Origin of the sequence: Caulobacter segnis (genome assembly GCF_031454995.1) — a bacterium.
Taxonomy (GTDB): domain Bacteria; phylum Pseudomonadota; class Alphaproteobacteria; order Caulobacterales; family Caulobacteraceae; genus Caulobacter; species Caulobacter segnis_E.
Map to the genome: position 1 here is coordinate 1,319,042 of NZ_JAVDRV010000001.1, position 14,265 is coordinate 1,333,306.

15 protein-coding genes, 2 tRNA genes and 1 pseudogene are annotated in these 14,265 nt (G+C 66.0%); 6 read left to right on the top strand and 12 right to left on the bottom strand.

Going from position 1 to position 14,265, the window contains the following annotated elements:
* Window positions 1–104 precede the first annotated feature (104 nt).
* Both cmk and aroA read right to left on the bottom strand, forming a co-directional pair.
* On the bottom strand, window positions 105–746 hold the full coding sequence (cmk, locus tag J2728_RS06180) for a (d)CMP kinase (RefSeq protein WP_309997504.1): 642 nt from the start codon (window positions 744–746) through the stop codon (window positions 105–107).
* A gap of 3 nt (window positions 747–749) precedes the next feature.
* The gene (gene aroA, locus J2728_RS06185) at window positions 750–2,081 is read right to left on the bottom strand and encodes a 3-phosphoshikimate 1-carboxyvinyltransferase (protein ID WP_309997506.1); all 1,332 of its coding nucleotides are present in this window, start codon (window positions 2,079–2,081) and stop codon (window positions 750–752) included.
* 118 nt (window positions 2,082–2,199) lie between these two features.
* On the opposite strand from aroA, the gene J2728_RS06190 reads away from it, so the two are divergent.
* The 4 genes from J2728_RS06190 to J2728_RS06205 all read left to right on the top strand — a co-directional run bounded on the left by J2728_RS06190 (window position 2,200) and on the right by J2728_RS06205 (window position 3,969).
* Window positions 2,200–2,667, top strand: a complete 468-nt coding sequence (locus J2728_RS06190; protein ID WP_013081130.1) for a TIGR02300 family protein — start codon at window positions 2,200–2,202, stop codon at window positions 2,665–2,667.
* Window positions 2,668–2,880: 213 nt separating this feature from the next.
* Window positions 2,881–2,956 (top strand) — tRNA-Ala (locus J2728_RS06195).
* 201 nt (window positions 2,957–3,157) lie between these two features.
* Window positions 3,158–3,583, top strand: coding sequence for an Hsp20 family protein (locus J2728_RS06200; protein WP_309997507.1), 426 nt, complete (start codon window positions 3,158–3,160; stop codon window positions 3,581–3,583).
* Window positions 3,584–3,699: 116 nt separating this feature from the next.
* Window positions 3,700–3,969 (top strand): DUF1150 family protein, encoded by a 270-nt coding sequence (locus J2728_RS06205; RefSeq protein WP_309997509.1) that lies wholly within the window; start codon window positions 3,700–3,702, stop codon window positions 3,967–3,969.
* 11 nt (window positions 3,970–3,980) lie between these two features.
* Here the strand turns inward: J2728_RS06205 and ptsN are convergent, their stop codons facing one another.
* From ptsN to J2728_RS06250, 9 genes and pseudogenes are all read right to left on the bottom strand, one after another.
* On the bottom strand, window positions 3,981–4,445 hold the full coding sequence (ptsN, locus tag J2728_RS06210; RefSeq protein ID WP_309997511.1) for a PTS IIA-like nitrogen regulatory protein PtsN: 465 nt from the start codon (window positions 4,443–4,445) through the stop codon (window positions 3,981–3,983).
* Window positions 4,446–4,532: 87 nt separating this feature from the next.
* Window positions 4,533–5,165 carry a ribosome hibernation-promoting factor, HPF/YfiA family gene (gene hpf / locus J2728_RS06215; RefSeq protein WP_309997513.1) on the bottom strand — a complete coding sequence of 211 codons (633 nt, stop codon included), beginning with the start codon at window positions 5,163–5,165 and terminating at the stop codon, window positions 4,533–4,535.
* A gap of 62 nt (window positions 5,166–5,227) precedes the next feature.
* A complete protein-coding gene (locus tag J2728_RS06220; RefSeq protein ID WP_309997514.1) occupies window positions 5,228–5,839 on the bottom strand; it encodes an exopolysaccharide biosynthesis protein in 612 nt (203 codons plus the stop codon).
* Window positions 5,840–5,933: 94 nt separating this feature from the next.
* Window positions 5,934–7,427, bottom strand: coding sequence for an RNA polymerase factor sigma-54 (rpoN, locus tag J2728_RS06225; RefSeq protein ID WP_309997515.1), 1,494 nt, complete (start codon window positions 7,425–7,427; stop codon window positions 5,934–5,936).
* A 204-nt stretch (window positions 7,428–7,631) separates the two neighbouring features.
* Window positions 7,632–8,390: an LPS export ABC transporter ATP-binding protein gene (lptB, locus tag J2728_RS06230; protein WP_099444257.1), complete on the bottom strand. Its 759-nt coding sequence runs from the start codon at window positions 8,388–8,390 to the stop codon at window positions 7,632–7,634.
* Window positions 8,391–8,399: 9 nt separating this feature from the next.
* The gene (locus J2728_RS06235; protein WP_309997596.1) at window positions 8,400–8,963 is read right to left on the bottom strand and encodes an LptA/OstA family protein; all 564 of its coding nucleotides are present in this window, start codon (window positions 8,961–8,963) and stop codon (window positions 8,400–8,402) included.
* Between the two features lie 58 nt (window positions 8,964–9,021).
* Window positions 9,022–9,686: pseudogene (gene lptC, locus J2728_RS06240) on the bottom strand (LPS export ABC transporter periplasmic protein LptC).
* Complete coding sequence (locus J2728_RS06245; RefSeq protein WP_309997519.1) at window positions 9,653–10,270, bottom strand: ribonuclease D; 618 nt, start codon at window positions 10,268–10,270, stop codon at window positions 9,653–9,655. The pseudogene lptC and the gene J2728_RS06245 overlap by 34 nt, the downstream one beginning before the upstream one ends.
* Window positions 10,271–10,486: 216 nt before the next feature.
* Window positions 10,487–10,573: transfer RNA gene (locus tag J2728_RS06250), tRNA-Leu, on the bottom strand.
* A 155-nt stretch (window positions 10,574–10,728) separates the two neighbouring features.
* Between J2728_RS06250 and J2728_RS06255 the strand changes: the two genes are divergently transcribed.
* Complete coding sequence (locus J2728_RS06255; protein WP_309997521.1) at window positions 10,729–11,694, top strand: complex I NDUFA9 subunit family protein; 966 nt, start codon at window positions 10,729–10,731, stop codon at window positions 11,692–11,694.
* A 70-nt stretch (window positions 11,695–11,764) separates the two neighbouring features.
* Here J2728_RS06255 and J2728_RS06260 read toward each other — a convergent pair whose 3' ends face one another.
* The gene (locus J2728_RS06260; RefSeq protein ID WP_309997523.1) at window positions 11,765–12,565 is read right to left on the bottom strand and encodes an undecaprenyl-diphosphate phosphatase; all 801 of its coding nucleotides are present in this window, start codon (window positions 12,563–12,565) and stop codon (window positions 11,765–11,767) included.
* A 232-nt stretch (window positions 12,566–12,797) separates the two neighbouring features.
* Between J2728_RS06260 and J2728_RS06265 the strand changes: the two genes are divergently transcribed.
* Entirely contained in the window at window positions 12,798–14,246 is a 1,449-nt protein-coding gene (locus tag J2728_RS06265) for an NAD(P)-dependent oxidoreductase (RefSeq protein WP_309997524.1), read from the top strand.
* Window positions 14,247–14,265: the final 19 nt, after the last annotated feature.

A 14,265-nucleotide genomic window follows, 5' to 3' on the forward strand; every position in this document is an offset into this window, starting at 1 on the left:
CCCCGTCGCGAGACGGTTCTCGGGATTCCGGATGAAGTGGGTTTGATAAGACGGCCCGCGATGGTCTTGATCGCGGCGAGAACGGCGGTGGATTTGCCCTCCGGCTAGAGCCGGTGATGGGCGCGCGCGTCCTCGACGATACGGCGGGCCGCATCGAAGGCCTGCTCTATAGTCATTTCCGACGTATCGAGCAAGACGGCGTCGGGCGCCTGCGTCATCGGGGCGTCCTTGCGCCCGCCGTCGCGGGCGTCGCGCTTGTGGATGTCGGCCAGGATGTCCTCGAAATCCACGGCTTCGCCCTGGCCCGCCAGCTGCTTCCAGCGGCGCTCGGCGCGGACCTCCGGACGGGCGGTGACATAGAGCTTGGCCGGCGCGTGGGGCGCGATGACCGTGCCGATGTCGCGACCATCCAGCACGGAGCCAGGCTCGCGCCTGGTGAAGTCGCGCTGAAGGTCGAACAGGGCGGCGCGGACGCCGGGATGCACGGCCACGCGGCTAGCGGCCTCGCCGGCCGCCCGGGCGCGCACCTCGGCGCGATCCAGGTCCGAGAGATCTAGGGCCCGAGCCACGGCTTCGGCCGCGATCGGATCGTCCAGATCTCCCGATCCAGCCAGAACGCCAAGCCCCACCGCGCGGTACAGCAAGCCAGTGTCCAGCAGCGGATAGTCGTAGAGCGCCGCCAGGCGCCCGGCGATCGTCCCCTTGCCGGACGCGGCCGGCCCATCGACGGCGATCACGAAACCCATGGCTCAGGCTTCCGCCAGGGTCGCGCCAAGGCCGCGCATCAGATCGGCGAAGCCCGGGAAGCTGGTGGCGATCATGCCCGGCTCGTCGACGGCGACCGGCGCCTGGGCGGCCATGCCCAGGATCAGGTGGCTCATGGCGATCCGGTGGTCGCCGTGGGTCTCGACCGTCGCGCCGCCGCGCGGCGGCTGGCCCGTGCCGTGCACGATGAAGCCCTCGGACTCCTCCTCGACATCGACGCCGCAGGCTTCGAGGCCGGCGGCGGTCAGGGCGATGCGGTCGCTTTCCTTGACGCGCATCTCGCCGACGCCGCGCATGACGGTGTCGCCCTCGGCGAAGGCGGCCGCGATGGCCAGGATCGGATACTCGTCGATCATCGACGGCGCGCGTTCGGGGGGCACGACAATGCCCTTGAGCTTGGAGTAGCGGGCCGTGATGTCGCCAACCTCCTCGCCGCTCGACATCCTGCGGTTCGAGATCACGAGGTCCGCGCCCATCTCCTGCAGCGTCGTGAAGAGGCCGGCGCGAAGCTCGTTGAGCATCACGCCCTCGACCGTCACTTCCGAGCCCGGAACGATCAGGCCGGCCACCAGCGGGAAGGCGGCCGACGAGGGATCCCCCGGCACGGCGACGTGGGTTCCCGTCAGCTTCTGGCCCTCGGGCAGACGGATGTGGCGGATGGTCTTGTCGCCGACGATACGGTCCTCGACGATCACTTCGGCCCCGAAGGCGCGCAGCATGCGCTCGGTGTGATCACGGGTGGCTTCGGGCTCGATGACCTCGACGCCGCCTTCGGCGTGCAGACCGGCCAGCAGAACGGCCGACTTCACCTGGGCCGACGCCATCGGCAGGGTGTAGTTGAGGCCGCGAAGGTTCCCGCCTTTCAGCGTCAGCGGCAGACGCCCCTTGTCGCGGCCGAGCCACGTCGCGCCCATGCGGGCCAGCGGATCCAGAACCCGGCCCATCGGGCGGCCGCGCAGCGAGCTGTCGCCAGTGAAGGTGGCGCACATCGGGAAACCCGCCGCCGCGCCCATGATCAGACGAACGCCCGTGCCGGCGTTGCCGCAGTCGATCACGTCCGAGGGCTCGGAGAAGCCGCCCTGGCCCTCGATGCGCCAGCGGCCGACCCCCTCCTGCTCGACCCGCGCGCCAAAGGCCCGCATGGCCCGCGCGGTGGCGAGGACGTCGTCGCCCTCGAGCAGCCCTTCCACCGTCGTGGTCCCGGTCGCGAGCGCGCCCAGGATCATCGAACGGTGGGAAATGGACTTGTCTCCCGGAGCGCGCACGATCCCTCGCAGAGCGCTTCCGGGGGCGCTCTTCAATCCAGCCGACGACATGCCGAAACCGGCTCCTTAGTATTTGGTGGTTTTCGCGAAGGGGATTGCTTTTGACAGCGGCCTCTCGTCATGGCAAGTGACCCGCCGCTTTTCCCATCCGGATCAAAGGGTCGCCACCTTGGCCAATCCCGACCTGGGCGCAAAACAAATCTGCCCCAACTGCCAGTCGAAGTTCTATGATCTCAACCGCCGTCCAGCCGTTTGCCCTAAGTGCGGCGAACAGTTCGATCCGGAAGAGGCTCTGAAGTCGCGCCGCGTCCGCGCCCGCGCCATCACGCCGGACTACGAGTCCGACGAGGAAAAGGAGCCCGTCGCCCCGAAGGAGGAGGACGGCTTCGAGGATGAGGTCGACGAGACCCCGGAAATCGACGAGGCGGCCGAGGCCGACGTCGTCGAGACCGACGACGAGGACGCCGAACCCGGCGCCGCGCCCGCCGGCGACGCCGACCTGGGCGTCGACTTCGCCGAGGACGACGATCTCGCCGAGGACGAGGCCGACGACGTGCCGTTCCTGGAGGACGAGGACGACGACGACATTCTCGACGAGGAGATCGAAGGTCTCCCCGGCGAAGGCGACGACGACTGATCCAGCGGAAAGCCGGTCGCGGGTTCGTCGCGACTGGCTTTCCACAGGCGTTTTCGGGCCCGCGACATTTTTCTCGAAAAAAGTTCGCGGGAAGGGTTGATCCCCGGAAAATCCCGGACTAGGTTCCGCGCCTCTTCGGGGAGCGACCTCGGTCGAAACGCCGAAGAGACTAAGGATTTCCGAGAGTTACCGTCAGGTGTTCTCCGAAAACTTGGGGCTATAGCTCAGCTGGTAGAGCGCTTGAATGGCATTCAAGAGGTCAGCGGTTCGACTCCGCTTAGCTCCACCATCAAGGCCCGGACGGAAACGTCCGGGCCTTGTCCATTTCCAGCCCCAAAATTCTCGGCTTAAGCAAAGCGGGTCCCGCTCGACTTCTTGCCCCCTTGAACCCTCCGTCGGTGCTCGCCATGTCTAGCGGCGTGTCGTGGGGAGAAGCGCCGATCCTCGGGTTTGTCGCCGCGAACGAAGTCGCTTGAGCGAGGACTTCGCGATGACCCGGACGATCCTGTTCGACAGCCCTTTCCTGCTGGGCTTCGAGCACACCAGAGACCTGATCGAACGCGCCGCCAAGGCCGCGTCCGAGAGCTATCCGCCCTACAATGTCGAGCAGGCCGAGAACGGCGGCGTGAGGATCACTCTGGCCGTGGCCGGGTTCTCGCCCGAGCAGCTTCAGGTGACCGTCGAGGGCGGCCAGTTGATCGTGGCGGGCAAGCGAGACGCCGATGGCCGCGGCGAGGCCGAGCGGGCCTTCCTGCATCGCGGAATCGCCGCCCGAGGTTTCGTGCGCACCTTCGTGCTCGCCGAGGGCATGGAAGTCCAGGCCGCGACCCTGGAGCATGGCCTCCTGCATATCGACCTCGCGCGCCCCGAGCCCGAGCGTCTGGTCAAGCGCATCCCAATCCGCGGCGCCGGCTGAGGCGCTCCCAAGGCAATCCCAGCGCGGGCCAAAGGGCCGCGCGGAACGAGCTCCTACCGGCGCGGGCTGAACCGGCCGGTGGAAGGCGCGTTCCCTAATCGAAGGAGGTGGTCATCATGACGCCCAACACCCATCACGCCCCGCTCTTCACGAGCGAAGCTTTCGCGGCCCTCGGCGCCCCTGACCTTGTCTATGTGCGGCCGATCAAGGCCGCTGAACTCCTTGCCGATGCGCCTGACGGCGTGGAGGATTTCAACCTATCGCCGGATCAGACGCTCTACGCCGTTTGCCGCGCCGATGGCGCGCGACTGGCTGTCATGATCGACCGGGACACCGCGATCGCGGCCGCTCTGGCGCACGAACTCGCTCCGGTCTCGGTTCACTAGACGGAGTGAGGTCAAGCCGCCGTGCTGGCGGCTTCGTGGGTCAGCAACACATGGATCGCGTCCGCAGACTTGGCCTGGCGCAAGGCGGAGCGGATTTCCGGTTGACGCAGAACCCGCGCCACGCGGGCCAGCGCGCGGAGATGCTGTGCGCTGGCGTCCAGGGGCGCGAATAGCGCCACCATCAAATCGACCGGCTTGTCGTCCAGAGCGTCGAAGATCACCGGCGTGTCCAGACGGACGACGACCGCGCGCACGCGATCCACGCCTTCAATGCGAGCGTGGGGAATGGCGACGCCGTCGCCGACGCCGGTCGATCCAGCGGCTTCCCGCTCGAGAAGGCCGTCTAGCGTCGTGTCGGGATCGACGCCCAAGACCCGCGACGCCACATCCGCGACCAGCGAGAGCGCTTGGCGCTTGCCGGGCGCGCCGGCGCGCAACGCCACCGCCCCCGGATCCAAAAGGTCGCCAATGGTCATGGACTTCTAACGCTCGCTCGTTGTCGACCGCCTTGGCGCCGTCGCCGCGAATCCGCCGACGGCGCCACCGGCCGTGGCACGGTCCGGTTAGCTCGCGGTTGACCCGTGCCCGTTCAGCGACTTCGTGCGTTCGGGATCGATCCAGCCGATATTCCCGTCTGGACGCCTATAGACCACGGACAATCCGCCGTGGGCGGCGTTCCTAAACACGATTGCTGGGTAGCCGGTCAAGTCCAGTTCCATGACAGCCATGGAAACGGTCATTGTCTTCAAAGCGGCTTGGGTTTCCGCGATGACCATCGCCGCGGGCGCGCCCGTCGGGTGGTCGACATCCACATCCCAATCATGATCCTCGCCGCCCTCGGCGTCGGGCGCCCTGAGGACGAACATGGCCGCGTTCTCGACCTGCTTGGCCGTCGCCGCCGCGGAATGGCTCTTGAGGCGTCGCTTGTATCGTCGAATCCGCGTGTCGATCTTGGCCAGGGCCGCGTCGAAGGCAGCGTGGGCGTCGCCTCCCGACCCGTGGCTGATCAATTGCTGACCAGAGGCCAGCTTGACCGAACAATCGACACGGAAGGCGTAACCCTCCTTGCTGACCACGACCTCGGCGGCGCCGCCGCGGTCGAAGTATTTGCCGATGCTTAGGGCGATTTCGTCGGAGACTCGCGCTCGCAGAGCCTCGCCAACGTCGACATGCTTGCCGGAAACTTGGACTTGCATATCGATACAACGCGCCTGTCTCGAACAGGTGTCAAGCGGTCGAGAAGGTCCTTAAGGAGCCGTCAGATCAGGCCCAGAAACACGGCCATGAGCTTCCGCGCGGCCATGATCACAACGTGGGCGCTAACGAACAAAAGCCCCCCGCTGAACAGAGCCATCAGATAGCCCCCCAGAGCCAGGATTCCGTCCCGTTGCAGCAGGGCCAGAGCCAGAATCGCCACCGTCGCGCCCGGCGCCAGGTTGCCCAGGGGAATCGGAAGAACCAGCACCAGGGCGAGCAAGGTGCAGACCACGCCGATAGCTCGCTCGCCGATCGGTGCGAACATTGGCCGCAGCCTGGGCCGGGTGATCAACTCCATGCTCCGCACGATCGGCGCGAGGCGACGGAAGAGGCCACGCATGTCGTCGCGCTTCAGCGGCTTTTCGGTGAGCTTCCTGGGCAACCAGGGATGATCGGCCCCCAAGGCGATCTGTGGGGCCAGGAGCAGGATGGGCAGGGACAGGATCGTCGATGATCCTGGCGGCAGCGGCAGGGTGTTCAACAGGCCGAAGACGAGCAGCATGGCCCCGAACGCTCGACTGTCGAAGGCGTCCAGCATCTCGCCGACGGTCAGGGTCGGACTTGCGTCCTCGCCAAACCCCTCGATCACCTCCGCCAGACTCTTCTCGCTCATCGGTTCCTCGCCAAGCCCGCACGGGAACGCGCGGGAGCCGATTAGGCCACCCGTCCCAGGAACGCGAGCGGTGTTCCCACTTCATATAGGGCGCTCAGGCCATTTCCTTCATCAGTCGCCGGCGCTCGACGGACGAGGGGATGCGCATGGCTTCCCGATACTTGGCGACGGTGCGACGCGCGATGTCGACGCCCGCCGCCTTGAGGATCTCGACGATTCGATCGTCCGAATGGACGTCGGCCTCGGTTTTCTCGGCGTCGACCAGGCCCTTGATCTTGTGACGAACGCTGGCGGCGGAGTGGGCCTCGCCCCCTTCCGACGACTGGATGGCGGCGGTGAAGAAAAACTTCAGCTCGAACACGCCGCGCGGCGTGGCGATATATTTGTTCGAAGTGACCCGGCTGACCGTGCTTTCGTGCATGCCGATCGCGTCGGCGACCGTTTTCAGGTTCAGCGGGCGCAGATGCTCGACGCCATAGGCCAGGAAACCGTCCTGCTGGCGAACGATCTCGCTGGAGACCTTCAGGATGGTCTTGGCCCGCTGATCCAGGCTCTTCACCAGCCAGTTGGCCGAGGCCATGCAGTCGGCGACGAAGGTCTTTTCCTGGTCGCTGCGCGCGCCCTTGGCGACGCGGGCGTGATAGCGCTGATCGACCAGCACGCGGGGCAGGGTGTCGGTGTTCAGCTCGACATGCCACATGCCGCCCAGGCCCTCGCGGACCATGACGTCGGGCACGAGGGTCTCGGCCGGCTCGCTGTGATAGGCGGCGCCGGGGCGAGGATTCAGCGCGCGAACCTCGGCGATCATGTCGCGCAGGTCCTCGTCGTCGACACCGCACACGCGGCGCAGGCCGGCCATGTCGCGCTTGGCCAGCAACTCGAGATGATCGAGCATGGCGGCCATGGCCGGGTCGTAGCGATTCAGGTCCTTGAGCTGCAGCGCCAGACATTCACGGACGTCGCGCGCGAAGACCCCGACGGGCTCGAAGCCCTGGAGAACCGTCAGGACCGCCTCGACCATCTCCAGCTCGCAGCCCAGGCGCGCGGCGAGTTCGACCACGTCGAGGCGCAGATAGCCGCCCTCGTCGACCGCATCGATCAGGATCTCGGCGATGGCGTTGCGAGCGGGCGACAGCGCCGCTTGCACGAGCTGCGTCCGCAAGTGGGCCGAGAGGGTCGGAACGTCGACTAGAGCGCTCTCGTATCCCTCTTCGCCATCGAAGGAGCCACCCGAGCCGGCGCGCGACCAGTCGATCTGTCCGCCAGCATGCTCGGCCTCGGCGCCATCGCCGGTGGCGCGCTCGCCGGGTGAAACGTCTTCGGTGGGAGCGTCCATTTCACGGCCAGCAGCCGTGTCCGCCACGATATCGACCTGGGTCAGGCTGGGATCGCGCTCGGTCTCGCCATCCGAAGCCGGCTCGGGCTCGCCTTCATCGCGCAGCAACAGCGGATTGCGTTCGAGCTCGGCCTCGACGAAGGCGTCGAGCTCGATGTTCGACAACTGCAGAAGCTTGATCGCTTGCTGCAGCTGGGGGGTGATGACGAGGCCCTGGCCTTGCCGGAGCTCTAGTCGATGGCTGAGCGCCAATGCGCCCTCCTGACGAACGAACCAATCTCGACCGTCATTGAAGGGCTGGTTTGGTTAACGGGTTGCGAACGCCTGCAAATATCGGGCCGGTGCGACCTTCCGTCTCGGGAAAATATCGTGCCAGAGGCTAAATATTTGCCACGAAACGCCTTTTCTTCCGAAAAAGCTGATTGGACGACCTCTTTTGGCCAATCAAGACCCCGATCAGGCCCCCAACCTGGGTTCGGAGAAGCTGTCGCCCAGATACACGCGCTTAACTTCCGGGTTGTCGACGATCTCGCGGGGCGAGCCTTCGAACAGCACCTCGCCAGCGTGGATGATCGACGCCCGGTCGATGATGTCGAGCGTTTCGCGCACGTTGTGGTCGGTGATCAGAATGCCGATGCCGCGGCTCTTCAGGTAGCCGATCACCTCGCGGATGTCGGCGATGGCCAAGGGATCGATACCCGCGAACGGCTCGTCGAGCAGCATGAACGAGGGTTCGCTGGCCAGGGCCCGAGCGATTTCGACACGACGCCGTTCACCGCCCGACAAAGCGACGGCCGGCGACTTCCGGATGTGGGTGATGCGCAGCTCTTCGAGAATGCTGGTCACCTGCTCGCGCGCCTTCCGGGCGTCCTTCTGGCGCATCTCGACCACCGCCATGACGTTCTGTTCGACCGTCATGCCTCGGAAGATCGAGGCTTCCTGAGGAAGGTAGCCCACGCCAAGCCTGGCGCGCTGGAACATCGGCTGGGCGGTGATGTTCTCGCCGTCCAGATAGATCGCGCCGTAGTCGGCGGCGATCAGACCCGTGACCATGTAGAAGCAGGTCGTCTTGCCGGCGCCGTTCGGGCCCAGCAGGCCCGCGACTTCACCGCGCTTGAGGCGCAGGGAGACGTTCTTGACGACCGGACGGTCGCCGAACGACTTGCCCACGGAATCGACGAACAGGCCGTCCATGTCGCTGGAGGTCAGGGTCATGGAACGGTCCTAACGTTGGGCCGGCTGGTCGGCCGCGGCCGACGCATCGCTCTTCTTGCTGTCGTCCTGGTAGAACACCGCCCGAACCCGACGCGACGCGCCGCGCCCAGTGGCGCTGGACTCAAGGCGAGCGTCGTTGGTCTTGGTGTTGACGGTCAGACGGTCGCCGCGCGCCACGTCCTTGCCCTTGGTCAGGACGACGTCGCCGGTCAGCACGGCGATGCTGTCGCTGAACGTGTAGACGGCCCGATCGCCGCGGGCCTTCTGGTTCTCGCTGACGACATAGACGTCGCCCTCGGCCTCGAGGCGTTGCGCATTGCCGCACCCGCTCTCCGAACCCGCGCGTTTGGCGCTGTACACCGTCACCTGCTGGGCGCGCATCCGCGAGCGATCCTGCAGAATCTCCACGTTGCCGCGGAAGATGGTGATGCACTTGCTGTTGATCGTTTCCTGCTGATTGGCGGAAACGTCGATCGGCGCGCTCGAGTCGCCTTGTTGAGCGTGGGCCGCGCCTGCGGCTCCAAACCCAGACAGGACCAACGCGGTCGCCGCGGCAGCCGTCCATCGCTTCATCAGAACCATGTCCTCATCCGTCGCGGCCGCCTCAGCGAACCTGCGCCATTTACGTTCTTTACTGCCGTTCTAGCCGCGCGCGAACCCCGCCCCGGAAAACGATGCGGTCGCCCTTGTCATATACGGAGTAACCGCTCGATTGCACCTGTCCGCTGGGCCCTTCGCCATTGAGCGTGCTCTCGCCAGTCACATCCCCGGTCCGGGTGTCGACGAACGACTCCTCGGAGGCGAAGCGATAGCCCGTGCCGTCGTCCAGCCGCACGTCGTCCTTCAACGCAAGGCCGAAGTCGTCTTGCCGATAGACGCCGCTCTTGGCGGTCATGCGGGTGGGCGTCGGCGAACCGAGATCCAGCGTCAAGGCCGGTGCGTCCAACAGGATTCGCCGGGGGTCGGCGTCATCGCGGATCGCGGATCGCGCTGTGATCATGAAGCTTCGCCCGTCGGTGGACTGACCGTAGAAGCGCGGCGTGATCAGCCGGATTTCGGTCTTGGCTTCCACCGGCGGATGCGTCGCGGCCATATAGGTGCGCCAGCCGACCTGCGAGACCACCACCAAAAGCAACGCTCCGATGGCGATCGGCAGGACGATACGGGCCAGCAGGACGCGGCGCGAGCGGCGACGCCAGCGCGCGAGATCCGCGCTGAACGAACGTCCGGTCATGACCGCGGTGGGGTGCATCGTCCGCCCGTCAGCTGTGGGCGAAGATATCGACGTCTTCCCACCCGGCCAGGTCCAGCGAGGCGCGGTGGGGAAGGTAGTCGAAGGCGGCCTGGGCCAAGGCCATGCGGCCCTCGCGCTCGAGCATGGCGTTGAGCCTCTCGCGCAGCCCATGCAGGTGCAGCACATCCGAAGCCGCGTAGGCGACCTGATCCGCGCTCAGCGCCGGCGAGCCCCAGTCCGAGGACTGCTGCGCCTTTGAAAGCTCGATACCCAGCAGTTCCCGCGTCACGTCCTTCAGGCCGTGACGGTCGGTATAGGTGCGGGCCAGCTTCGAGGCGATCTTGGTGCAATAGACGGGCGCGGTCACCACGCCTAGATGGAGCTCGAACATGGCGATATCAAACCGGCCGAAGTGAAAAAGCTTCAGAACGGTCGGATCGGTCAGCAGAGCCTTGAGGTTGGGGCAGTCGTAGTCGGGGCGAGCCAGTCGAACGACATGGGCGTCGCCGTCGCCGGCCGACAGTTGCACCACGCATAGCGGATCGCGACCCAGGCGCAGGCCCATGGTCTCGGAATCGATCGCGACGATGCTCGCGCCCGCGAACACGTCATTGGGCAGGTCGCCCTCGTGAACGAAATTAGCCAAGTCTCAGACGTCTCCGGCGAAAATCTAGTTTTGGCGCGCGCGGACGCCGAAACCGAGATCCGCTTTCGATCGCCACGTTCCGTCACGCCACGCGGGCGCGTCGGATCACACGCCCCATTTTGAGCGTGCGTCACTTATACCCACGATGAACGGATTAGCTATCCAGAGGATCATTTGGCGCCACCCCGGGCCTCGTAAAGAAGCCTTTGGAAGGGGTGGTGCCCAGGAGAGGACTCGAACCTCCACGACCTTTCGGTCACTGGCACCTGAAGCCAGCGCGTCTACCAATTCCGCCACCTGGGCCCGCGGAAGCAACCGGTTAGGTCGCCGCGAGGCCGGGACGTTTAGGGAAAGCGTTCGGCCGCGTCAACAGCGAAAAAACGACAAATCGTGATTTCATTGCGTCGCCGCTCGCGGTCGTCTAATTCCCGCCTCATCGCATGCGACGAGGAATGAAGATGCAGGGTCTTGTCACGGTGTTCGGCGGCTCCGGTTTCGTGGGCGGCCAGGTCGTGCGGGCGCTCGCCAAGGCGGGCTACCGGGTTCGGGTGGCCGTACGCCAGCCAAACCTCGCCTACCGCATGCGCATGCTGGGCGATGTCGGCCAGATCGAGGTGGTCCAGGCCAACGTCCGGGTTCCCAGCTCGGTGGCCCGGGCGCTGGACGGCGCCGAGGCCTGCGTGAACCTGGTGGGCGTGCTCTGGGAGAGCGGCCGCCAGAAATTCCAATCCATCCACGCCATGGGCGCGCGTAACGTCGCCGAAGCCGCCGCCAAGGCCGGGCTGAAGCGCCTGGTGCACGTCAGCGCCATCGGCGCCAACGTCGACGCCGCGGCCAAGTACGCCCGCTCCAAGGGCGAAGGCGAAGCCGCCGTCCGCGCGGCCTTCCCTGGCGCGACCATCGTGCGCCCCTCGATCGTGTTCGGCCCCGAGGACGACTTCTTCAACCGCTTCGCCCAGATGGCCGCCTTGGCGCCCGTCCTGCCCCTGGTCGGCGGCGACACGCGCTTCCAGCCGGTGTTCGTCGGCGATGTGGCCGCGGTGATCGCCAACGCCGTCGCCAGCCCGGCGGCCGTCGGCGTGACCTATGAGCTCGGCGGCCCGACCGTCTACACGATGCGCGAGATCCTGGAGCTGATCCTGACCGAGACCGGTCGCGACCGTCCGCTGCTCCCCGTCCCGTGGCCGCTGGCCAGGTTGATCGGTTCGCTGGGCGACCTGCAGGCCTCGATCCTACCGCTGGCCCCGCCGCTGACGACCGATCAGGTCGAAATGCTGAAGAGCGACAACGTGGCGGAGAGCGGCCTGCCGGGCCTTGCCGAGGCTGGCGTGGTTCCGACCGCCGTCGAGGCCGTGGTCCCGACCTATCTCTACCGCTACCGCAAGGGCGGCCAGTACGCCGAGACGCCGGCTGGCGCCTTCTAAGCTTCGATCCACGATCAGCCGCGAAAAAGCCGACGCCACGTAGCGTCGGCTTTTTTGTCACCCGCGCCGATCAGCGCGGAACGTAGAGCAAGGCCAGACCGATAAAGCCCACGGCGATGCGCCAATAGGCGAACGGCGCGAAACCGTGGCGCGTGATGAAGTTCAGCACCGTCTTAACGACAAAGACGCCCGAAACCAGCGCCGCGACGAAACCCACGCCGATCAAGCCTAGGTCGTTCGTGCTGAGCTGGTCGATATTCTTGTAGAGATCATAGGCGAAGGCGCCGGCCATGGTCGGCATGGCCAGGAAAAAGCTGAACTCGGCCGCCGACCGCTTGTCGCATTTCAAGAGCAGGGCGCCCGCGATGGTCGCGCCCGAGCGTGACACGCCGGGAACCAGGGCCAGGCACTGAAAAAGGCCGATGATGAAGGCGGTCTTCAACGGATAGTCGGCGACGTCGGTGTAGCGCGGTTCGAACTTCATGCGGTCCAGCGCCAGCAGAATGAAGCCGCCGATGATCAGAGTCGCGCAGACCAAGGCCGGCGTTTCGTAAAGCACGCTCTTGATGAAGTCGTGCGCGGCGACGCCGACGAACACCGCCGGCAGAAACGCCAGCAGAATGCCGATCACGAACCGACGCGAGCCCGGGTTGGTCGGCAGGGTGGTCAGCAAGCCCCACAGACGGCCGAAATACACGCTGGTGATCGCCAGGATGGCGCCCAGCTGGATCAGCACCTGAAAGGTGTTGCCCGGACTATGGAAGCCCAGGAAATGGCCAACCAGCAGCAAGTGACCGGTCGAGGAAACGGGGATGAATTCGGTCAGACCTTCGATCAGCCCGAGAATAAGTGCGATGAGCCAATCCGGCATGAAGGTCCCCTACGGCGCTATCCCCTGGGCGTGCGCCAAACATCGTAAACACGGCGTTAATCCACAAAATAGACCAAATAGCCCGCCCGTTGCGACACGCTCGCAATAACTGCGCCCCAGGCAGGGATATAATTGTCTATTATTTTTACCAACACATTCTTATTGCGCCAAAGAGTCCTTATTACGCCCGGCAGAGCAATTTTTCTCCCGCAACGGAGACGAGGGAAGTCGCATGGCCGAGCGCATGCTGAAATTCATCACGGTGCCCCGCAAGACGCCTGAAAAGCGCTCGGCCGCCGAACGTTCTGGCGACTTCCACGAGATCTACGCCGACTTCATCGACGCCAAGGCGACCGAGCAGGCCTCGCGTTGCTCGCAATGCGGCGTGCCATTCTGTCAGACCCACTGTCCTCTGCACAACAACATCCCCGACTGGCTGCGGATGACGGCCGAAGGCCGTCTAGAAGAAGCCTACGCCCTGTCGCAGGCCACCAATTCCATGCCCGAGGTCTGCGGCAGAATCTGCCCTCAAGACCGTCTGTGCGAAGGTAACTGCGTCATAGAGCAGTCAGGTCACGGCACCGTGACGATCGGTTCGGTCGAACGCTACCTGACCGACAAGGCCTGGGAACAGGGCTGGGTGAAGCCGCTGGTCGCCGGTGAAGCGCGCGGCCAGTCGGTTGGCGTCATCGGCGCGGGTCCCGCGGGCCTGGCAGCCGCCGAAAAGCTGCGCGAGGCTGGCTATGACGTCACCGTCTATGACCGCCACGACCGCGCTGGCGGCCTGCTGATCTACGGCATCCCCGGCTTCAAGCTGGAAAAAGACGTCGTCGAGCGCCGCACCCAGCGCCTGGCCGACGGCGGTGTCGAGTTCAAGCTAGGCTTCGAGGTCGGCAAGGACGCCACGCTCGAGGACCTGCGCGCCAAGCACGACGCGGTGCTGGTCGCTGTCGGCGTCTACGCCGCGCGCGACCTGACCGTCCCCGGCGGCGGCAGCAAGGGCGTGGTGCCCGCGCTGGACTATCTGATCACCTCGAACCGCCTGTCCCTGGGCGACAGCGTTCCGGCCTACGACTCCGGCGAGCTGAACGCCGAGGGCAAGGACGTCGTCGTGGTTGGCGGCGGCGACACCGCCATGGACTGCGTGCGCACGGCGATCCGCCAGGGCGCGGCCTCGGTCACCTGCCTCTATCGCCGCGACAAAGCGAACATGCCGGGCTCGATGCGCGAAGTGGCCAACGCCGAGGAAGAAGGCGTCACCTTCGAATGGCTGGCCGCGCCGCGCGCCCTGTCGGGCGAAGCCGAAGCCGTCACCGGCGTGCGCGCCATCCGCATGCGCCTGGGCGCGCCGGACGCCTCGGGTCGCCAGAGCCCCGAGGAAATTCCCGGCGGCGATTTCGATCGTCCCGCTCAACTGGTCGTGAAGGCCCTGGGTTTCGAGCCCGAGAACCTGCCCGAACTGTGGTCGGCGCCGGACCTGAAGGTGACCCGCTGGGGCACCGTGAAGGCCGACGTCCGCAATCAGATGACCAATCTCGACGGCGTATTCGCCGCCGGCGACATCGTCCGCGGCGCCTCGCTGGTCGTCTGGGCGATCAAGGACGGCCGCGACGCCGCCGACGCCATCCACCGCTACCTGCAGGCCAAGGTCGGCGCGCCCGCGCTGATCGCGGCGGAATAAGAAAGAGGACCCCGAGACC